Below are 21,168 nucleotides of genomic sequence, written 5' to 3'. Positions count from 1 at the left end.
TACTATTTAAAGAAAGTTACATTCTCCTAAAACTCCTCAAAACAAGAAATTCCCACAATCTCCAAGGAAGAATCTTCTTCGCAAAAATCATAAATTTTACACTTTTTCCAATTGGATATCGTAAATTAGTACGCTTTGCTTCAGCAATTTCAACGATTTTATTAGCAACGTCTATCGGATTACCAAATGTATCACTACCGCTATTAATATGTTTTTGTATTTTATCCATATATTCTTTGTAAGGAGATGTTGTATCAGATTGGTTTCCAGCTAGTTGTTTACCAACCTCCCATATGTTTGTGTTATAAGAACCTGGTTCAAGTAAAGCAACATCAATTCCGAAAGGTTTTACTTCTAAGCGAAGGGATTCACTCCAGCCTTCTAATGCATATTTTGAAGATACATAAGGAGATAAACCAGGGAATCCAACTTGGCCGCTAATGCTGCTTATATTAATGATTTTTCCACTTTTTTGTTCTCTCATATATGGTAAAACAAGCTGAGTGATTGATATAGCGCCAAAAAGATTCGTTTCAAATTGTTTACGATATTCCTCTACTAGAATTTCTTCTACAAATCCTCCATTTGCATATCCTGCATTGTTTATAAGGAGGTCTACTCTATTAATTTCTTTTAAAAACAATTGGAAGTTATGTATAGAGTTTTGATTTGTTACATCTAATTGTTGAATTTTTATGTTTTGTTGTAAGTTTAGTTTAGTAGCTTGAGATAGTAAGTTTACTTGTTTTTCAAGGTTTCGCATTGTAGCAATGACAATATAGTCTTTTTTTGCTAGTTCAAGTGTCGTTAATAGTCCGAATCCACTTGATGCTCCTGTAATAACCGCGATTTTTTTATTCATTGGTCGCTCGCTTTCTTTTTCTTTTATCATAACGAGTTATAGGAATAAAATCTATTAATGATACATGTTGTTTTAATAAGATTATATGATAAAGTGCTTTAGTTTTTTCATTTATATATGTATTGGAATGATTTAAAAAGGGAATTGTGTAGACTCAGCGTATATAGAGAAGTAAGTATTATATAAGCCAATGAAATGAGGGAAGAAAAATGGTCCATGTGAAAGACGTATTAGCAGATCAGTTGTTAGCAAATGCGAATGATCCTAGTTGGTATATGCCATTTTCAGATGCAGTGAAGGATTTATCTGAGAGAGAAGCTTTCTGGAAACCGAATGAAGAGAGTAATAGTATAGCAGAAATTGTACAACATTTACTGTATTGGAACTCAACGTGGCAAACTAGGTATAAAGAATCAAATGTTAATGCGGTACCCGCTATTGGTGACAATAACAAAAGCTTTATGCTATCAGATAATCAAACATTCGAAGAGTTAAGGGAAAAATTATTAGAGAAATTGTTACAATGGCAAAATCTCATTAATGAAGACAAGGTTGAAAGTGATGTAGTTGGATTTCCTGTATCCGCGAAGTGGTGGGAAGTGCTAGGTAATGTAACTACTCATAATGCGTATCATATTGGTCAAATTATTTACATCCGGAAACTACAAAAAAGTTTTGATAGTGAATAAGGGAATGATTCTCTAGTAAGGTGAACAAAAGTGGACAAAACGAGACAGCTGTCTCGCTTTGTCCACTTTTTTATTTTTAAAAAGAAGAGAAAGTCTATTAAATCAAGGTTAGAATTTGGCACGCTTCTTGCAACATAAAAGATGAACAAGAAAATAGGAGGGCTGGACATGTTAAAAACAACTGAAAGTAAAGGGAATGAAATTACGAAAGAACAAGCTCGCTGGATGTATGAAAAAATGTTAGAGATTCGTAAATTTGAAGATAAGGTACATGAATTGTTCACGCAAGGTGTTTTACCAGGTTTCGTTCATTTATATGCTGGAGAAGAAGCGGTAGCAGTTGGTGTATGTGCCCACTTAACGGATAGTGACAGTATTACAAGTACACATAGAGGTCACGGACATTGTATTGCAAAAGGTTGTGATTTAAATGGTATGATGGCTGAACTTTTCGGGAAAGCGACAGGATTATGTAAAGGTAAAGGCGGTTCCATGCATATTGCCGATTTAGATAAAGGAATGCTTGGTGCGAATGGCATTGTAGGCGGGGGTTTCCCACTTGCTTGCGGTTCAGCATTAACAGCTAAATATAAAGGAACGAAAGATGTAAGTGTTTGCTTCTTCGGTGACGGAGCAAATAATGAAGGAACATTCCATGAAGGGGTTAATTTAGCGGCGATTTGGAAGTTACCAGTTATTTTTATCGCTGAAAATAATGGTTACGGTGAAGCAACTACATTTGAATATGCTTCAAGTTGTGATTCTATTGCTGATCGTGCAAAAGCATATAACATTCCGGGAGTTCAAGTAGATGGAAAAGATTTACTAGCGGTATATAAAGCAGCGGAAGAGGCTGTTGAACGTGCACGTAATGGCGGTGGCCCAACTTTAATTGAATGTATGACATATCGTAATTACGGCCATTTCGAAGGAGAAGCACAAACGTATAAAACTTCAGAAGAAAAAGAAGAACATTTAAATGAAAAAGATGCGATTGTGAATTTCCGTAAGCATTTAATTCATGAAGGTTTATTAACGGAATCTGAACTTGTTGATATGGAAAAAGCAGTAGACGAAGCAGTGCAACGATCAATTGATTTTAGTGAAAATAGTCCATATCCAGAGGATGAAGAATTATTAAAAGATGTATACGTTTCTTACAAATAAGAGGAGGGTGAAAAATAATGACTAGAACAGTAAGTATGTCAACTGCTATCAATGAAGCGATGAAAATATCAATGCACCGTGATGAAAATGTAATTTTAATAGGTGAAGACGTTGCGGGTGGTGCACAAATTGATCATTTGCAAGATGATGAAGCGTGGGGCGGTGTTCTTGGCGTTACGAAAGGGCTTGTACAAGAATTTGGCCGAAATCGTATTTTAGATACACCAATTTCTGAAGCTGGTTATATGGGAGCTGCGATGGCAGCGGCGGCAACGGGATTACGTCCGATCGCTGAATTAATGTTTAATGATTTTATCGGTAGTTGTCTTGATCAAGTTTTAAACCAAGGTGCAAAATTCCGTTACATGTTTGGTGGAAAAGCAAAAGTACCAGTTACAATTCGTACGATGCATGGTGCTGGATTTAGCGCAGCAGCTCAGCATTCTCAAAGTTTATACGCGTTATTTACGAGCATTCCAGGTATTAAAGTTATCGTTCCGTCCACCCCGTATGATGCAAAAGGCTTATTATTAGCGGCAATTGAAGATGATGATCCAGTAATCTTCTTTGAAGATAAAACACTTTACAATATGAAAGGTGAAGTGCCAGAAGGATATTATACAATTCCTTTAGGAAAAGCAGATATTAAACGGGAAGGCTCTCATATAACGATTGTCGCAATTGGGAAGCAAGTTCATACTGCGCTTGCGGCTGCGGAGCAATTATCGAAAAAAGGACTTGAGGTAGAAATTATTGATCCACGCTCTTTATCACCGCTTGACGAAGATACAATTTTAGCATCTGTTGAAAAAACAAATCGTCTTATCGTTATTGATGAAGCAAACCCAAGATGTAGTATCGCAACAGACATTGCAGCAATTGTAGCGGATAAAGGGTTCGATTTATTAGATGCACCTATTAAACGAATTACAGCACCACATACACCAGTTCCGTTCTCACCACCACTTGAAAAACTATATTTACCAACGCCAGAGAAAGTAATTGAAACGGTATCAGAAATGATTGGGGACCGTTCTTTATTGAATGTGTAATGAAACGATTAGAAGGGAGAGAGAAATATGGCTGTAGAAGTTGTAATGCCGAAATTAGGAATGGCGATGAAAGAAGGTATTATTACGAGTTGGAATATTAAAGCTGGTGATAATGTAGCAAAAGGAGAATTAATTGCTAGTATTAATTCTGAAAAAATCGAAACAGAAATAGAAGCACCCGCTGATGGGACGGTACTGGATATAGCTGTAAGTGAAGATGAAGGAGTTCCACCTGGTACTGTAATATGTTACATCGGAAAACCAAATGAACAAGTATCGGTAAATGAAACCGTACATGCTACAGAAGAATCAATACCGAAAGTAGAACCTCAAAATGTACAACATCCTGAACCGTACGCGGAAGAAAGATCAAAGAAACAAAGAATAAAAATATCTCCTGTAGCAAAGAAAATGGCAACAGTTGAAAATCTTGAGATTTCCACATTAATAGGAACAGGTCCTGGTGGGAGAATTACAAAGGTAGATGTATTAAAAGTGCTTGAAGAAAAAGTTGCTATCCCAGAAACGTTTGTAAAAGAAGAAAGTAAAGTAATTCCTATTACCGGTATGCGGAAAACAATTGCAAATCGTATGCAAGTAAGCCTCCAAAATAGCGCACAATTGACATTAACGATGAAAGTAGATGTTACGGATTTAGTTGCTTTACATAAAGAAATAGCGGAAGTTGTACAAAAACGGTACGATAACAAACTAACCATCACTGATTTCGTTTCTCGTGCTGTTGTATTAGCGCTTCAGGAGCATAAAGAAATGAACAGCGCTTATATAGATGATGCAATCCATCAATTTGAACATGTTCATTTAGGTATGGCAGTAGCGTTAGAAAACGGCTTAGTCGTTCCGGCTATTCGCTTTGCAAATAATCTATCTTTAGTAGAGTTATCTAAAGAGATTAAAAATGTGGCACAAAAGGCACGAGCAGGTAGTTTAAATAGTGATAATATGCAAGGAACGACATTTACAATTAGTAATTTAGGAAGCTTTGGTATCGAATATTTTACGCCAGTATTAAATACACCTGAAACTGGTATTTTAGGTGTAGGTGCAATTGAACATGTTCCAGTATATAAAGGAAAGAAAATAAAAAAAGGTAGTATGTTACCTTTAAGTTTAACATTCGATCATCGTGTATTAGATGGTGCACCAGCAGCTGCATTTTTACGCACAATTAAACAATACTTAGAAGAACCTGTAACAATTCTTTTATAAAGAGAAGGTGAGAGAATGAATAAATTAGTGGTTATTGGAGGCGGACCTGCTGGATATGTGGCGGCAATTACCGCAGCTCAAACTGGGAAAGCTGTTACTCTTATTGATGAAGCTGATCTTGGTGGAACTTGTTTAAATGTCGGGTGCATGCCTACGAAATCTTTGTTAGAAAGTGCTGAAGTATACAATATTGTTAATCATGCGCAACGTTTTGGTGTACTAGTAGACAAACAAAGTATATCAATTGATTGGAATCAAATACAGACGAGAAAATCACAAATTGTTGTGCAGCTCGTACAAGGAATACAATATTTAATGAAGAAAAATAAAATTAAAGTTATAAAGGGGAAAGGAAAATTTGAAACGGATCATCGTCTACGAGTTACGCAGAGGAATAAGGAAGCGATAGTGGATGGAGAACAATTCATTATAGCGGCAGGTTCAGAACCTACTGAATTACCTTTTGCTCCATTCGACGGGGAATGGATTTTAAATAGTAGTCATGCGATGTCCCTTGAAAACATACCAGCTTCATTACTTATTGTTGGGGGCGGCGTAATAGGTTGCGAATTTGCTAGTATATATAGTCGTCTTGGAACGAAAGTAACGATTGTTGAAATGGCACCGCAATTACTACTTGGTGAAGATGAAGATATCGCAAGCATTTTAAGAGAGAAATTAGAAAATGACGGTGTAGAAATTTTCACAGGAGCAGCTTTAAAGGGATTAAACAATTATAAGAAACAGGCTTCGTTTGAATACGAAGGAAGTATGCACGAAGTAACTCCAGAATTTGTTCTCGTTTCTGTTGGCAGAAAACCTCGTGTACAAGATTTAGGGTTAGAAAAAGCAGGAGTTCAATTTTCAAATAAAGGGATTACTGTAAATGAGCATATGCAAACGAACATAGCACATATTTACGCAGCCGGTGATATTATTGGAGGAATACAGCTTGCTCACGTAGCCTTTCATGAAGGAACGACAGCAGCATTACATGCGAGCGGAGAAGATGTGAAAGTAAATTATCACGCTGTGCCCCGTTGTATATACACAGCTCCAGAAATAGCTAGTGTCGGGTTAAGTGAAAAAGGTGCAAGAGAACAATATGGTGATATTCTTATCGGAGAATTTCCTTTTACAGCGAACGGAAAAGCTCTTATTTTAGGAGAACAAATGGGAAAAGTAAAAGTCATTGTGGAACCTAAATATCAAGAAATTGTAGGGATTTCTATTATCGGTCCTCGTGCAACTGAACTAATTGGTCAAGGCACCGTAATGATTCATACAGAAGTTACCGCTGATATTATGAGAGATTATATTGCAGCACATCCAACTTTATCTGAGGCAATTCATGAAGCTTTATTGCAGGCGGTAGGACTTGCTGTACATGTTTAAATGAAAATATAATAAACCACTATTCTCTAAATGAATGAGAGAATAGTGGTTTGAATTTTTACTATTTAATTTCAATAGCTGAAGTTATATCGTTCCAATCAGCAGCTAAATTAGCAGTTTTACCATACCAATCAGCGTGTTTAAATAAAACACCTTTTCCATATCCTTGTGTAGAAGTATGCTCCCAAAGTGTCGTTGAATAACTTGCAGAAGGTGACGCTGTACTTACAGAAGAAATTCTGTCGTTCCAGCTAGATGGTAAGTTTTTAAAGCCGCTACTCCAGTAAATATATTGGCCACCTTTATCTTTATGTTCATAAAAATCAGTACTACCAGCACCACTACCTAAAGGATTAATTTTATTTTTAAGTACTTTTTTATCCTTTTCAATATAAGCATCCAATGTTTCTCTACTAGTAAAACCATAAGCTAGCCAATCTCCATTTTCATTTTGCTCTGGTAATACCATAGTAATTTGGATGTCTTTCTTATCCTGATCACTTAATTTTGCAAATGAAGTAACATTCTGTTCATCCACTTTTAAATAATCAAATGACTTAATTGTGTTACCTTTTTCTTCAGCACTTGCTACGCCTAGTCCGCCAGTTAATGCAAAACCCGCTACTAATGTTCCTGCTACTAATTTCTTCAACATATAACCATCCCTTTTTGTTTAGATTTTTGTACAGGTGAATCTTGTACAACTAAAATGTATTCTAATTTCTTATTTTTGTAAATATTCTGAAGTTTTAGAAATAATAGGCGGAATATTTACATTTTTACATTTTTTCTTTAGAAAAAATGGTTATTGGAATGATATAATAAGCGGATACATTGCTTTTCTTGGATGATAAAATGTTTTAGGAGAGATGTAATTGAAATATTTCACAAAAGATTGGTATAAAGAAATGCAAATTTCAGGATTTGTGCATTTCATAGAGTCAATAGAAGAATGGAAAGACATAGATCCCGATTATATACAAAGTTTGAAAGACGAAGTAGAAGAAAGGAAAGAAGATTTATTACACTATCTTCCTGAAACACTACATCCATACATTCATAACAACATGTTTGATTCAGTATATCTACCTAATGAATTAAAGAAACTTTTGTTAGAGTGGACAGCAGATTATGAGGCAAGAATGGCACAATTAGATCAATCATACTTAAAACATTTTAATTCCATTAAGAAAAAACTTCCGTCTCATGTCGCTCAGCTACATGAGATGTCACTACATGATAGTGTGATTAAAGTAGTAAAGAGAAAATCAGAAGATACTTTGTCTATCGTATTAGATTGCAGTGGTACTTTTAGTGAATTTGATAAACTTGAAGTGACTTTTATAGGAGTAACCAAGTGTTCTATGCCAGAAAACTTTGAAAGTGCTTGGTGGCTATATCATGAAATAGCTCTTACTGAAGATGGTTTTGAACTAGGTGTTTTATTTGACTGTCCATTTAGAGAAGTGACGATTTGTGCAGCAGATGTATTCCTTGAGAAAAAATGATTAAGTTACATGTATATTAACTAATAATAAAGAGAGTTCCTTTAGATGGTATTTACAAGTTCAACAATAAAAAAACAGTCAATAAAGACTGTTTTTTTTATTTTGATGCTAGATTCTCAAGCTTCCAATATGTATTTGTTAATGGAGCAACTTTACTATCAATATACAAATACATGTTATTTAAGTCTTTAGGAGAAGTTTTCATTTCAAATACAACGTCAGTAGTTAAAGAAAATTTGTGTGGAACATTTTTATAGTGCTCGTCATCTATCGGATGAGCTTCACCTTCATATTTCTGACCAGTTTTTTCATCTTGTATGAAATATTTTATTTTCGAAAGATCAATAGTTTGTCCATCGTCTCGAACATTATTAATCATAACACGAGTAGTAAGGCGCCACTCTTTGTCTATTTTTTCAAATTTTGCATTTTCAACTGTTGCTCTATAGTATTCGTTTTTAACTATTTCTCCATAGTGCATTGCATTCTTTTCGAGAGCGCTCTTTTCTTGTTTTGGTGTAGTATTGCTATTACATCCTGTTAATATTCCTGTAAATAATAATGCTGTACATGTCGTTTTGATTAATGATTTCATAGTAATTCCTTTCTGTATTAAAAAGTAAAACATAGGAATAATTTTATATGAATAAGGAAATAAATAGAAGTCTTTTAGTGGAATATGCAAATGTGCATTTATTTTATGTAAAGTTAACAAAATAGAAAAAGAGAGAAAACCTGCATAAGGACGGAAGAAAAAGGATTGAAAATATTGTGAAACGGAAGAAACGTGCATATAATTAACATAAAGTTCAAATTTCTGAATCTTCAATAACGGTGGTGATAACATGTTTACTGAAGAACGTCGGGAGAAAATTTTAGAACTACTTAGTACAGATGGAAGAGTAATCGCAAAGGATCTTGCGGAAAGATTTGATATGTCTATTGATTCTATAAGAAGAGATTTGTCTATTATGGAAAAGGATGGTTTATTAAAAAGAACGCACGGAGGTGCAATTGAACTTACGCGAGTGAGGAACTTAGCTGCTGTACCAGCTACACGTTATAGTGATAGCTCAATATATGAGGACACAATTGCAAAGGTTGCGGCATTATATATACAAGAAGGTGATTCAATTTTTATTGGTGGGACTTCCATTCATAATGCTATGCTGAAATATTTACCGGAAGTATCATTTACAGTTATTACGAATTCTATAGAAATAGCGGGTCATCTAAGAGAATATAAGAATATTGATACGTATTTAATTGGCGGAAAAGTAAAACCTTCAGGAAATATTACTGATACACTTGCCTCTGAATTGATAAGTAGATTTTCTATTGATCTTTATTTCTCTACAGGTGGAGGCATTTCATTACAAGGTATTAGCACTGCAACACCTGAAGTTGCTTATTTTAGTAAAAGAGTAAGTGAAATTGCTAGAAGAAATATTTGTTTAGCTTCACATAATAAACTTGGAATAGATTGTTTTATAAGAGGAGAGTCTCTAAAAGAAATTGACCTTATTATAACTGACGAAAAGGCTAGTAAAGAAACTGTTCAGGACTTTGAGAAACAAGGTAAACAAGTTGTAATAGCGCCATTATATTCATTTGAAAGGAGTTTGACATGATTGTAAAAGAGCAAAAATTTCATATAAATGGATTAACTTATACAATTCGTTCTGCAGCTGAGAAAGATGCTGACCAGTTATCGAAAATTAGAGTTCAGATTGATGGAGAAACTGAAAATATGGATAGAGATGCTGGAGAGGGATTTATAGATGACCTAGGGTTTCAAAAAATAATAAAAACAGATAGTGAAGAGACGAAGAATCTATTTTTAGTTGCAGAAGTGCAGAATCGAATCGTTGGATTTTCAAGGTGTGAAGGATCAAATTTTAAGAGATTATCTCATAAAGTGGAGTTTGGTGTTTGCATTTTAAAAGAGTTTTGGGGATATAGAATGGGTAAGAGCCTATTACAACAATCTATTAAATGGGCTGACGAAAATGCAGTAAATAAAATATCTTTACAAGTATTAGGGACAAACGAGAAAGCTATTCATCTTTATAAAAAATTAGGTTTTGAAGTAGAAGGCGTTTTGAAAAATGACAAAAGACTATCGGATGGAAAATATTATAATACGGTAGTGATGGGAAGGTTTACTGATACTTTTCATAAAAGAGGTGAAGAAGTATGTTTTACAGAAGGAAGTACTATGTAGTGAAAAATGAATTCATAGAAGTATTTAATGATCATTTCAATAACACGAACTTACCTAATCAGTTACAGCATGGTTCTAGGCTAATAGGACGCTGGATGAAAGATAATAAGAATGGTACGTCTGAAGTATTTGCCATATGGGAATATGATAGTTATGAACAGTATAACGAAATAGAATCGAAAATTAGAAGTGACGAGATGCATGTTAGAAGAATACATGAATGGTATGAAAACTATGGCGGGAAAGAATATGTTTTACAGGAGTACATAGTAGAGATGAAAAATGAAGAGTTAGTATGTACTGTAAAATAATAGGAGTTAAGACTAATGCAGGTCAGAACGAAATTATATATTAGTTTATCAGCCGCTATTTTATTTGCAATAGCCGTGATTGTTTTCTTTATAAATGGTAATCCACAAAAGTGGTTTTGGTTATGTAGTTTCTTTGCGTCCATTATACAAAATATAGTAGCGCTACTAAAAAAAAATAAAGAAGCGCATTAAAATATGCAAATTATTAACATATTTGTGTCGTCTTTCTAGTTATATTGAAAACGCTTTTATTCAGTTTTATAATAAAAGTATGTTTTATAAAGTGAAACTTTAATCAGTGGAGGTGTTATTCATCCCTCACTAATTATTAGTTAAACCAATCAGGCTTTTACGGGCAGCCGGACCCGCACCTAACTTCTTTGCTCTAGCTGAATTTTGAGGTGGGGGTCTTACTGCCCGTTAATGCGGAATAAATCTCCAAAACAATTAAAAGGGAGATGATACAATGTTAGCTTCACCGTTTTACTTACATACATGGAAAAAGTTTATTGATAAAGGAGTCCTTAATTCGAACCGTATAAACGAAAGAATTTCAGAGTCATGGCATCGATGTAAACAAGCAAATGTAAATCCTCATATGAATAAAGGTCAGAAAATTTTGTCTTCTAACATTTTTCAAGAACAAAAGAAAAAGAGTGAAATTTTCCTTGATATAGCATTACCTCAAATACAAAATATGAGAAAAACCATTGATGAACTACAAATGATGGCATTATTAATCGATCCAGATGGTTATGTTCTATCCTTAAGTGGAAATAAACAAACGTTAAAGCGAGCGAAACATATTAATTTTATTGAAGGTGTAAAATGGACGGAAGCAGCTGTGGGGACAAACGCAATAGGAACAGCATTAGAAATTGAAGAAGCTATTATGATAAGTGGTACTGAACATTACTCCGTGGCATCTCATAGTTGGAGTTGTGCGGCTGCTCCCATTCATAACGATGACGGGAAATTAATTGGTGTTCTAGATTTCTCCTGTCCAATTGAATTTTCGCATCCATATATGCTCGGTATGGTAACTTCAATTGCACATGCGATAGAACGTGAATGTAGCATAAGAGTTCATCAAAATGAATTACACTTAATTCATCGTTTTTTAGATGTCATTGATAGTGATGAACAAGTAGTTATTTGTAATCATCGTGATGTTATCGTTTCTGCGAGTAAGAGCGTTCGGAAACGAGTAACTAATTGGTCAAGAATGAAACTTGAAGATTTAATGCGCTATGGATTGGAAACTAAATTAGAGATACCAGTATATAGTAATGAAAGAATGATCGGGAAATGTATGTATTTAAAGGAAAACAAACAAATGAATACATATTCTGCTTTCACATTTATAAAAGGAATTACTTTTTCAGGAGTTACCGGGACAAGCAAAGCATTTCAACACACACTAGAAGAAATTAAGCTTGTTTCACCGACTGATGCTAGTGTGTATGTATGTGGTGAGACAGGAGTAGGAAAGGAATATGTTGCGAGAGCGATTCATGAAAATAGTCCAAGAAAAGACGGGCCCTTTATAGCTGTTAACTGCGGTTCTTTGCCTAAAGAATTAATGGAAAGTGAATTGTTCGGTTATGCTGAAGGTGCGTTTACAGGTGCGCGACGTCAAGGATATAAAGGGAAATTTGAACAAGCGAATGGAGGAACATTGTTTTTAGATGAAATTGGTGAAGTACCATCAGAGATGCAAGTAGCATTATTGCGTGTTTTACAAGAACGCACAATAACTCCAATAGGAAGTTCAAAAGAGGTACCAGTAAATATTCGTATTATTACTGCCACACATAAAGATTTACTACGGTTAGTAGAAGAAGGGAAATTCCGTCAAGATTTATATTATCGTTTGCACGTTTATCCGTTATATGTTCCATCGTTACTAGAAAGAAAAGAGGATATTCCATATTTTATACAACACTTTTGCGAACGGAAGAATTGGAATGTTGTATTTCCGAAGAGTATTTGCAATCAATTTTTACAACATACATGGCCCGGAAATATTCGAGAATTAGTAAATGTATTAGAACGCATTTACATTTTGTCGCAAGGGCGGGAAATATGCGAAAAACGAGTCGCTTTTTTGTTACAAACAATGATGGGAAATCAACAACAACTTGAGTTACAAGTTGAAAATAAAACAGAACATACATTGAATTTTCGCGAAAAAATACAGCGTGATAGCATGATTGAAGCATTACAAAAGACAAACGGAAATGTTTCGTTAGCTGCAAAACTATTAGATGTACCCCGTAGTACATTTTATAAACGAATGCAAAAATTTAATCTATAAAAGTAGATTTTTGTAATCTGCTTTTTCTTTTTGAGCTCATGTTCTGTCGGAATGTGCGCTTCCCGGGGAAATAATAAAATAGTTAGACGGGAAATTCCCTAAAGGAGGTTAGTATGTGAAGTATATTGAAATTGGTATCGGGAATAGATGGTTCGTTCGAACAGAGACCGAAAATACAGACGGTACTGAATTTGAGGAAAAAGGAATTGTGAGACCTATTTATTTTGAATCATTTTATGTCCGTGTTTGGTTTCGGAAAACATGTTTTATTTTTGATACGAAAGAGGGTTTTAAGAAAGTAAGGAAAAGTAGAGCTGAGTATAAGTTTATTATTGGAATTGTGAGTAGGTTAAAACAATAAAATAAAACAGGTTGTATTCTTATGATTATAATAATCACATACATACTCGCAATTATTATAATAGGCTATTCCATTTATAGTTAGAATGATGATTTTAAGAAAAAATAGCACACTTTAAATATGTGAAGTGCGCTATTTATATAATCCCGTTGTATACATCTCCGTTAATGTATACACTATTTCTTCTAGTTTTACTTCTTTGTTATTTTGTACAATAGTCCAAAGAAACATTTCATTCATTGCGAAACAACCGCGTGCCACGAGCTCTTTATTTAATTCAGGATGCGCTAATCCACTTTCTTGAGAGTAAGTAATATCCTGCGAAATACTTTTTATAAAGCGTTCGCGAATCTCACCCCATTTTTGACGTATCTCTTTTGATAATCCGATTGCTTCTTCGACAACTTGCAAAATAGCTCGTTCTTCTTCTGCTAATTGTAGGAATGCTCTAACTTGATTTTGAATCAAGTCACGTGCTGCTGCTTTCGTTTGAGGGAAGAAAGAGCGCCCAGCAATATTATAAAAACGATTCATAACATCTTCCATTAACACGATAAGGAGATCATCTTTGTTTTTAAAGTATACATATGCTGTTCCATAACCAGTTTCTGCATGTTTAATAATTTGCGTGATTGTCGTTTTCTGAAATCCATTAGTAATAAAAATAGTGTAACCCGAATGTAATAGTTTCTTTTTTGTTTCTAAGGAGCGGTGTTTTCTTGTTGAAAGAGTAGTGTTTTTCAAAGAATCACCTCTTTATACTGAAATATCTGAAAATATAATTGTATTGTAAAAGAAGATAGTATGTAAAGTCAACTGACATAATATCATTGACGTTATATCAACTAAGGTGATATATTTCAATTAGTTAGAATAAAAAGAAAATTAAGAGAAGGTGACACCATGTATAAAGAACCATTTCAACCAACTTATGAGTATGCGCTTGAGTGTGATAAACATGATGAACTGAAAGATTTTCAAACTGAATTCTATAAAAAAGAAGGAACTATATATTTAGATGGAAACTCATTAGGACTACTTTCGAAAAGAGCAGAAAAATCGTTACTTACTTTACTAGATTCATGGAAAGAGTATGGCATCGATGGCTGGACAGAAGGCGAACATCCATGGTTTTTCCTTTCGGAGAAATTAGGTGAACTGACGGCACCTCTTATTGGAGCTTTACCAGAAGAAACTATTGTAACCGGTTCCACGACTGCGAATATACACCAAGTTATTGCGACGTTTTATGAGCCGAAAGGAATACGTACAAAAATTCTTGCGGATGAATTAACTTTCCCGTCAGATATTTATGCACTTCAAAGTCAAATTCGTTTAAAAGGCTTAGAGCCAGATGAGCATTTAGTAAGAGTGAAAAGCCAAGATGGTCGAACACTTTCTGAAGAAGATATTATTCAGGCAATGGAAGATGATATCGCTTTAATTTTATTACCTTCAGTTTTATATAGAAGTGGTCAAATTCTTGATATGAAACGTTTAACAGCGGAAGCTCATAAACGCGGCATTCATATCGGATTTGATTTATGTCATTCAATTGGTTCTATTCCACATCATTTTAAAGAGTGGGATGTTGATTTCGCTGTATGGTGCAATTATAAATATTTAAATGCAGGTCCGGGTGGTGTTGCAGGCCTTTATGTAAATAGTAAACATTTTAATAGACTCCCAGGATTGTCTGGATGGTTTAGTTCTAGAAAAGATAAACAGTTTGATATGGAGCATACATTAACAGCTGCTGATCATGCAGGTGCTTATCAAATTGGTACACCTCACGTATTAAGTACAGCACCATTAATTGGTTCTCTTGAAATTTTCAAAGATGCTGGTATGGAACGTTTACGTAAGAAATCTTTACATATTACGAGATACATGCTGGATTTAATTGATCATGAATTAAAAGATTTAGGATTTACAATTGGAAACCCGTTAGAGGATGAAAAACGAGGTGGACATATTTATTTAGAGCATGCGGAAGCAACGCGTATCTGTAAAGCACTAAAGGCAAATGGAGTAATTCCAGATTTCAGAGCACCAAATGGGATAAGACTTGCGCCAGTAGCTTTATACAATACGTATGAAGAAGTATGGAAGTCTGTTCAAATTTTAAAGAAAGTTATGAAAGAGGAAGAGTATAAACAATTTGAAAATAAACGAGAGGTTGTGGCATAAGAATGAAAACATCAAAGTGGATTGATATTTCACAGCCATTAAATAATGATATTGCAACTTGGCCAGGAGATACACCGTTCTCGTATGAAGTTTCATGGTCAAAAGAAGAGAGCGGTTCAGTGAACGTCGGAAAGTTAACGATGAGTATTCATACAGGTACTCATATTGATGCGCCTTTTCATTTTGATAATGACGGAAAGAAAGTAATAGATTTAGATGTTCAAGTTTATGTCGGACCTACGCGAATCATTGACGTTTCTAACCTTGAAAGCATCGGAAAAAAAGAATTAGAAAGTTTTCATTTAGAAGGTGTAGAACGACTATTATTACGTACATCTTCACATGGTAAAGCAGAAGAATTCCCAGATGTGATCCCGCATTTACGTGCTGATATTGCACCGTTTCTTTCTGATAAGGGAATTCGTTTAATCGGAGTGGATGTACCATCAGTTGATCCGTTAGATGATAAAGAACTAGCAGCACATCATCAATTGTTTAAATATGGAATTCACATTTTAGAAAATGTCGTACTAGATCATGTAGCAGACGGCGATTACGAATTAATTGCATTACCACTTGCGTTAACAGATGCAGATGGAAGTCCAGTTCGAGCTGTCATTAGACCAATATAAGTAGAAACATATAAAAGGGGTGTTTGACTAATATGAAAGAAAACGAAAAGGTAATTATGGAAAAAGGGATTCACACGGATTTTAAGGAAAATATGACGTATGGTGAGTATTTACAATTAGATAGTTTACTATCTTCTCAAAAGAGATTATCAGACCATCATGATGAAATGTTATTTATCGTTATTCACCAAGCTAGTGAGCTTTGGATGAAGCTTATTTTACATGAACTAAATGCAGCAATTGAATCGATTAAAAACGATAAATTAGCACCGGCATTTAAAATGTTAGCACGTGTATCAAAAATTCAATCGCAAATTATTCAATCTTGGGATATTCTTGCGACATTAACGCCATCTGAGTATATTGAATTCCGTGATTCACTCGGTCAAGCTTCAGGCTTTCAATCGTATCAATATCGAATGATTGAGTACGCACTTGGTTATAAAACACCACATGCATTAAAGATTTATGAAAAAGATCCAGAATTACACGCTCGTCTTCATAAAGCGCTACACGCACCAAGTTTGTATGATGTTGCGATACAGGCGCTTGTTAAAGAAGGCTTCCCAATTCATAAAGATGTGTTAAATCGTGATATTACGCAGCCTTACGAAGAAGATGCAACTGTAGAAGCGGCTTGGATAGAAGTGTATGCGGACGTGAAGAAATATTGGGATTTATATCAGCTTGCTGAAAAATTAATTGATATCGAAGATTGGCTACAACAATGGCGTTTCCGTCATATGAAAACGGTAGAACGCATTATCGGAAATAAAATGGGAACTGGCGGATCTTCAGGTGTATCTTATTTAAAACGAGTACTTGATCAACAGTTCTTCCCTGAACTTTGGAATGTTCGTACGAAATTATAGGAATAAGCTTGTCAGCTAATTATGGCTGATAAGCTTATTTTTTTATTTGAGCACAATTATGTTTTAATAAAAGGAACAAGATATAATAAATGAAGTAACTATTTTAATGGAGGTAAGATTTTTGGATTTTAAGCAACTACAAAATAAATTTGAAAAAAAAAAAGTGAATACATTTCTTATTTATCAAAAAGGGGAATTAACAACTGAGTATTATAAAACACCCGAATGTGCAAATAACTTATATAAAATAAATTCGATTACAAAAAGTATCGTATCTTTATTAATTGGTATTGCAATTGATAAGGGCTATATAAATGATATACATACACCGATTACAGAGTGGATTGAAAATGTACCTGGGGAAAAACATGATTTAACGCTGTATCACTTATTAACAATGACTACTGGTGAGGATTGGAAAGAGTTTGGGAATGGAGTAGTATTCCCAAATGACTTTGTAGAATCAGAGAACTGGGTACAGTACATATTAGAAAAGCCAATAATTGAAGAACCTGCTACAAAAATGAATTATAATTCAGGTTCTTCACATTTACTTAGCTATATTATTCAAGAAGCTACTGGGATGTCGACAGAGCAGTTTGCGAAAAGATATTTATTTGAGCCATTAGAAATTAGCGAATATGAGTGGCAACAAGATCCGCAAGGTATATATGTCGGCGGCTTCGGTATGAAAATGAAATCTACCGATTTATTAAAATTAGGAAAATTATGTTTGCAAAATGGATATTGGAATGAGAAAGAAATTGTATCAGCGAAATGGTTAGAAGAGTCAAGTAGGGCGCAATTTGAAACATATGAACATGTCGGCGCATATGGATATCACTGGTGGGTATTACATAATGAAAGATTTCACATACCGTATTATATATATTTCGCTATGGGGTACGGCGGACAATACATCGTTATCATTCCTCAGTTAGAAGTAGTAGCTATTATAAGTAGTCATATGCCAAAACGTGGGCTCGTTCCATTAAAATTATTTATTGAGCATGTACAGGGAAATTCCAATTATATATAAGAAAAGGAGGGAATGTATGAGGGATGAAAAAACTTTATCTTTATTTAGACTATGTTTAAGTCTTCTAGCATGTAGTGCCATTATTACGCAATTCATAATCAGGGCACAATTGAAACCGTTCAATCCAGTTAATTTTTTTAGTTTCTTTACGATTGAAAGTAACATTTTAGTTGTATGTATTCTCCTTTTAAGCAGTATCGGAACAGCTACATTTGGTCGCTCAGAGCAATTTAGTATACTTCGAGGTGCGGCAACGGTATACATACTTACGACAGGACTCATTTATTTTTTGCTATTAAGAGGATTAGAAGAGTCACTTCAAACGGCAATACCATGGGTAAATACAGTGCTACATTATATCATGCCGATTGCAATGCTTTTAGATTGGATTTTAAATCCACCTATTAAGAAAATCACTTGGAAACAATCTGCAAGTTGGCTCTTATTCCCGTTTTTTTACGTTGTATATAGCTTAATACGTGGCCCAATCGTGAATTGGTATCCATATCCGTTTTTAGATCCAAGAATAGGTGGGTATGGTAAAGTACTTTTATACAGTATAGGGATAGCGGTTGTAATTGGCGCTATTTGTATATTGGTAAGATTTTTAGGGAATCGAAACTTTAGGAAAGAATTTTAGAAATGCAAGGAGCCCCACTGTTTCCGTTTTTAACAGTGGGGTTTCATTTTATCTACTCGTCTTCTGAAACGACAACTTTATAAATTTCTCTGTCTTCGTTTCAAATTCTACATCAACAAAAACACCATATTCTTTTCCATCTTCACGTAGCCACAATTTAAACTTTTCAACAGTTATTTGAACCGTTTTTGGTTTTCTACCTATATGAAGATAATCAACAATCTCTGCTTTCGGATATTGTTCTTTCGTCTTTTCTACAGCAAGTTTACCCCATTTTGCGTAAGGTGGTTGTGCATGAACAATCGATGACCCGGTATATATATTTAAACATGTTGTTAATAAAAGAATGACGAATGCGATACGCTTTAACAATTGCTTCATAATGAACTCCTTTTCTCCTTTTTGTATATTGTTTACATATTCTTTCAACGATATAAGTTTGGATTTTTTTGTCTTCTTTACATAAAAGCGAGGCTTTTACAAAACATAACCAAGAAATCATTTTTGTAATTAAGGAGGGAAAATTATGCGCCAAAAAGCTATTTTTAAAATAGCAGTTTTACTTGCGTTCATAGGACTGTCTTTAATGGTCAGTAGTATACAACTAAAGAATGTAGAAGCTTTTTCTAATCAAGTCATTCAAAGAGGAGCATCTGGCGAAGATGTCATTGAACTGCAATCTCGTTTGAAATATAACGGGTTTTATACGGGAAAAGTGGATGGTGTTTTCGGATGGGGTACATACTGGGCACTTCGGAATTTTCAAGAGAAATTCGGATTACCCGTTGATGGTTTAGCTGGAGCTAAAACGAAGCAAATGCTCGTGAAGGCAACGAAGTATGACAAGTCAACTGCTAATAAAGGGACGACAACGAATAAAGGAAATAGTGGTGGCTCTGCACAAGAGAATAAACCACCTCAAAATAAAGGGACAAATGTTCCGAACGGTTATTCTCAAAATGATATTCAGCTTATGGCAAATGCAGTATACGGGGAATCACGTGGTGAACCGTATTTAGGACAAGTTGCAGTAGCTGCTGTTATTTTAAATCGTGTTACAAGTGCGTCATTCCCCAATACTGTTTCAGGTGTAATCTTTGAGCCTAGAGCATTTACAGCGGTAGCCGATGGACAAATATATTTAACGCCAAATGAAACAGCAAAAAAAGCGGTTTTAGATGCGATAAACGGATGGGATCCAACAGGAAATGCTTTATATTATTTCAACCCAGATACTGCGACAAGTAAATGGATTTGGACTCGTCCACAAATTAAAAAAATTGGTAAACATATTTTCTGTAAATAGAGCGGAGGTGGGACAATGTTAAGAGGTATTATCATTGTATTATTAACAGTTGGTGTAGTTGGAACAGGATATTGGGGCTATAAAGAGCACCAAGAGAAAAATGCGGTTTTAATTCGAGCGGAAAATAGTTATCAACGAGCATTCCATGATTTAGCATACGAAGTTGATTTATTACACGATAAAATTGGTACAACACTTGCGATGAATTCACGCTCATCTTTATCACCTGCATTAGCAGATGTATGGCGTTTAACATCTGAAGCTCGTTCAGATGTAGGACAACTCCCGTTAACATTAATGCCGTTTAATAAAACGGAAGAGTTTTTAGCAAATATCGGTGATTTTAGTTACCGTGCAGCCATTCGTGATTTAGAAAAAGAGCCGTTAAATGAACAAGAATATAAAACGTTGCAAACCTTATATTCAAATGCGGGAAATATACAAGATGAACTAAGGAAAGTACAACATCTTGTTTTGAAAAATAATTTACGCTGGATGGATGTTGAAATGGCACTTGCATCAAATCGCGATCCAGCAGATAACACAATTATTGATGGATTAAAAACTGTAGAGAAAAACGTAACATCATACTCTTCTACAAACTTCGGACCGACCTTTACAAGTGCACAAAAAAATAAAAAAGGTGGATTTGAAGCAGAAGGAAAGGCAATTTCTAAAGATGAAGCAGCAAAAATCGCAAAATCATTTTTAAATTTAAAAGGAAATGAAAAAGTCGATGTAGAGAAAAGTGGAAAAGGTGCGAAAGAATCATTCTATAGTGTGAAGATTAAAGACTCTGCAACGAATAATGAGTTTTACATGGATATTACCGGAAAAGGCGGATATCCAATTTGGGTAATGAATAATCGAGAAATTAAAGAACAGAAAATTAGTTTAAACGATGCAGGAAGTAAAGGATTGACGTTTTTAAAGGATCATAAGTTTAATAATATGGAGCTTTATGATAGTTCCCAATATGATACTATCGGCGTGTTTACTTATGTAGTAAATGAGAATGGCGTACGGATCTATCCAGAAGCAATCCAAATGAAAATTGCTTTAGACGACGGATCTATCGTTGGATTTTCTGCAAAAGAATATTTAGCATCACATCAAAAACGAACAATTCCGTCTGCCAAGCTAACTGCAGCAGAAGCAAGGAAGAAAATTAACCCTGATGTGAAAGTGATGGAAGAGCGAAAAGCAGTCGTAGTAAATGATTTGCATAATGAAGTACTTTGCTATGAATTTGTTGGAACGTTAGGGAAAGATACGTATCAAATTTTCATCAATGCGAATAGCGGAGCAGAAGAAAAAGTGAAAAAAATGCAAGCTGTTGAAAAAATTTATGATTAAACCTTAATAGTAAAGTG

Annotated in this window: 24 protein-coding genes; 19 read left to right on the top strand and 5 right to left on the bottom strand. The window is 34.6% G+C overall.

Features of this window, described 5'->3' with window-relative positions; genetic code table 11:
• Positions 1 to 16: 16 nt before the first annotated feature.
• Positions 17 to 862 (bottom strand): oxidoreductase, encoded by an 846-nt coding sequence (locus tag JDS81_RS15520; protein WP_001034820.1) that lies wholly within the window; start codon positions 860 to 862, stop codon positions 17 to 19.
• A 209-nt stretch (positions 863 to 1,071) separates the two neighbouring features.
• Between JDS81_RS15520 and JDS81_RS15515 the strand changes: the two genes are divergently transcribed.
• The 5 genes from JDS81_RS15515 to lpdA all read left to right on the top strand — a co-directional run bounded on the left by JDS81_RS15515 (position 1,072) and on the right by lpdA (position 6,395).
• Positions 1,072 to 1,551: a DinB family protein gene (locus JDS81_RS15515; protein WP_000233795.1), complete on the top strand. Its 480-nt coding sequence runs from the start codon at positions 1,072 to 1,074 to the stop codon at positions 1,549 to 1,551.
• Between the two features lie 168 nt (positions 1,552 to 1,719).
• Complete coding sequence (gene acoA / locus JDS81_RS15510; RefSeq protein ID WP_097952518.1) at positions 1,720 to 2,718, top strand: acetoin:2,6-dichlorophenolindophenol oxidoreductase subunit alpha; 999 nt, start codon at positions 1,720 to 1,722, stop codon at positions 2,716 to 2,718.
• Positions 2,719 to 2,735: 17 nt separating this feature from the next.
• Positions 2,736 to 3,770, top strand: a complete 1,035-nt coding sequence (gene acoB, locus JDS81_RS15505) for an acetoin:2,6-dichlorophenolindophenol oxidoreductase subunit beta (RefSeq protein WP_097952520.1) — start codon at positions 2,736 to 2,738, stop codon at positions 3,768 to 3,770.
• 27 nt (positions 3,771 to 3,797) lie between these two features.
• Positions 3,798 to 5,000 carry a dihydrolipoamide acetyltransferase family protein gene (locus JDS81_RS15500; RefSeq protein WP_097952522.1) on the top strand — a complete coding sequence of 401 codons (1,203 nt, stop codon included), beginning with the start codon at positions 3,798 to 3,800 and terminating at the stop codon, positions 4,998 to 5,000.
• A 15-nt stretch (positions 5,001 to 5,015) separates the two neighbouring features.
• Positions 5,016 to 6,395 carry a dihydrolipoyl dehydrogenase gene (lpdA, locus tag JDS81_RS15495; protein WP_097952524.1) on the top strand — a complete coding sequence of 460 codons (1,380 nt, stop codon included), beginning with the start codon at positions 5,016 to 5,018 and terminating at the stop codon, positions 6,393 to 6,395.
• A 61-nt stretch (positions 6,396 to 6,456) separates the two neighbouring features.
• Here the strand turns inward: lpdA and JDS81_RS15490 are convergent, their stop codons facing one another.
• Entirely contained in the window at positions 6,457 to 7,050 is a 594-nt protein-coding gene (locus tag JDS81_RS15490) for a hypothetical protein (RefSeq protein ID WP_000914451.1), read from the bottom strand.
• A gap of 220 nt (positions 7,051 to 7,270) precedes the next feature.
• On the opposite strand from JDS81_RS15490, the gene JDS81_RS15485 reads away from it, so the two are divergent.
• Positions 7,271 to 7,903, top strand: coding sequence for a DUF4085 family protein (locus JDS81_RS15485; protein ID WP_097952526.1), 633 nt, complete (start codon positions 7,271 to 7,273; stop codon positions 7,901 to 7,903).
• 97 nt (positions 7,904 to 8,000) lie between these two features.
• Here JDS81_RS15485 and JDS81_RS15480 read toward each other — a convergent pair whose 3' ends face one another.
• Positions 8,001 to 8,498, bottom strand: a complete 498-nt coding sequence (locus JDS81_RS15480) for a hypothetical protein (RefSeq protein ID WP_097952849.1) — start codon at positions 8,496 to 8,498, stop codon at positions 8,001 to 8,003.
• 250 nt (positions 8,499 to 8,748) lie between these two features.
• Here JDS81_RS15480 and JDS81_RS15475 point away from each other — a divergent pair, with 250 nt between their 5' ends.
• From JDS81_RS15475 to JDS81_RS15450, 6 genes are all read left to right on the top strand, one after another.
• Positions 8,749 to 9,534: a DeoR/GlpR family DNA-binding transcription regulator gene (locus tag JDS81_RS15475; protein ID WP_097952528.1), complete on the top strand. Its 786-nt coding sequence runs from the start codon at positions 8,749 to 8,751 to the stop codon at positions 9,532 to 9,534.
• Positions 9,531 to 10,127, top strand: a complete 597-nt coding sequence (locus tag JDS81_RS15470; RefSeq protein ID WP_097952530.1) for a GNAT family N-acetyltransferase — start codon at positions 9,531 to 9,533, stop codon at positions 10,125 to 10,127. Before JDS81_RS15475 ends, JDS81_RS15470 begins: the two co-directional genes overlap by 4 nt.
• Positions 10,100 to 10,438, top strand: coding sequence for an NIPSNAP family protein (locus JDS81_RS15465; protein WP_097952532.1), 339 nt, complete (start codon positions 10,100 to 10,102; stop codon positions 10,436 to 10,438). The genes JDS81_RS15470 and JDS81_RS15465 overlap by 28 nt, the downstream gene beginning before the upstream one ends.
• Positions 10,439 to 10,453: 15 nt before the next feature.
• Entirely contained in the window at positions 10,454 to 10,630 is a 177-nt protein-coding gene (locus JDS81_RS15460; RefSeq protein WP_179864495.1) for a hypothetical protein, read from the top strand.
• Positions 10,631 to 10,904: 274 nt separating this feature from the next.
• Positions 10,905 to 12,755 carry a sigma-54-dependent Fis family transcriptional regulator gene (locus JDS81_RS15455; protein ID WP_097952534.1) on the top strand — a complete coding sequence of 617 codons (1,851 nt, stop codon included), beginning with the start codon at positions 10,905 to 10,907 and terminating at the stop codon, positions 12,753 to 12,755.
• Positions 12,756 to 12,870: 115 nt separating this feature from the next.
• Positions 12,871 to 13,116 (top strand): DUF3977 family protein, encoded by a 246-nt coding sequence (locus JDS81_RS15450; RefSeq protein ID WP_000873854.1) that lies wholly within the window; start codon positions 12,871 to 12,873, stop codon positions 13,114 to 13,116.
• 132 nt (positions 13,117 to 13,248) lie between these two features.
• Here JDS81_RS15450 and JDS81_RS15445 read toward each other — a convergent pair whose 3' ends face one another.
• The gene (locus JDS81_RS15445) at positions 13,249 to 13,860 is read right to left on the bottom strand and encodes a TetR/AcrR family transcriptional regulator (RefSeq protein ID WP_097952536.1); all 612 of its coding nucleotides are present in this window, start codon (positions 13,858 to 13,860) and stop codon (positions 13,249 to 13,251) included.
• 159 nt (positions 13,861 to 14,019) lie between these two features.
• Between JDS81_RS15445 and kynU the strand changes: the two genes are divergently transcribed.
• The 5 genes from kynU (at position 14,020) to JDS81_RS15420 (ending at position 18,489) form a co-directional block, all read left to right on the top strand.
• Positions 14,020 to 15,306 (top strand): kynureninase, encoded by a 1,287-nt coding sequence (gene kynU, locus JDS81_RS15440; RefSeq protein WP_097952538.1) that lies wholly within the window; start codon positions 14,020 to 14,022, stop codon positions 15,304 to 15,306.
• 2 nt (positions 15,307 to 15,308) lie between these two features.
• Positions 15,309 to 15,938, top strand: coding sequence for an arylformamidase (kynB, locus tag JDS81_RS15435; RefSeq protein ID WP_000858202.1), 630 nt, complete (start codon positions 15,309 to 15,311; stop codon positions 15,936 to 15,938).
• A 32-nt stretch (positions 15,939 to 15,970) separates the two neighbouring features.
• On the top strand, positions 15,971 to 16,810 hold the full coding sequence (gene kynA / locus JDS81_RS15430; RefSeq protein WP_000661947.1) for a tryptophan 2,3-dioxygenase: 840 nt from the start codon (positions 15,971 to 15,973) through the stop codon (positions 16,808 to 16,810).
• 121 nt (positions 16,811 to 16,931) lie between these two features.
• Positions 16,932 to 17,849: a serine hydrolase domain-containing protein gene (locus JDS81_RS15425; RefSeq protein WP_097952540.1), complete on the top strand. Its 918-nt coding sequence runs from the start codon at positions 16,932 to 16,934 to the stop codon at positions 17,847 to 17,849.
• A gap of 16 nt (positions 17,850 to 17,865) precedes the next feature.
• Positions 17,866 to 18,489 (top strand): Pr6Pr family membrane protein, encoded by a 624-nt coding sequence (locus JDS81_RS15420; protein ID WP_001204117.1) that lies wholly within the window; start codon positions 17,866 to 17,868, stop codon positions 18,487 to 18,489.
• Positions 18,490 to 18,537: 48 nt separating this feature from the next.
• Here JDS81_RS15420 and JDS81_RS15415 read toward each other — a convergent pair whose 3' ends face one another.
• Complete coding sequence (locus JDS81_RS15415; RefSeq protein WP_000811610.1) at positions 18,538 to 18,870, bottom strand: YqzG/YhdC family protein; 333 nt, start codon at positions 18,868 to 18,870, stop codon at positions 18,538 to 18,540.
• A 145-nt stretch (positions 18,871 to 19,015) separates the two neighbouring features.
• Here JDS81_RS15415 and sleB point away from each other — a divergent pair, with 145 nt between their 5' ends.
• Positions 19,016 to 19,795 (top strand): spore cortex-lytic enzyme, encoded by a 780-nt coding sequence (sleB, locus tag JDS81_RS15410; RefSeq protein WP_001249050.1) that lies wholly within the window; start codon positions 19,016 to 19,018, stop codon positions 19,793 to 19,795.
• A 15-nt stretch (positions 19,796 to 19,810) separates the two neighbouring features.
• A complete protein-coding gene (gene ypeB, locus JDS81_RS15405) occupies positions 19,811 to 21,151 on the top strand; it encodes a germination protein YpeB (protein ID WP_000943731.1) in 1,341 nt (446 codons plus the stop codon).
• Positions 21,152 to 21,168: the final 17 nt, after the last annotated feature.

This window comes from Bacillus cereus group sp. N31 (assembly GCF_016483245.1).
GTDB lineage: Bacteria > Bacillota > Bacilli > Bacillales > Bacillaceae_G > Bacillus_A > Bacillus_A toyonensis.
This window is presented reverse-complemented; position numbering and strand designations above follow the sequence as displayed.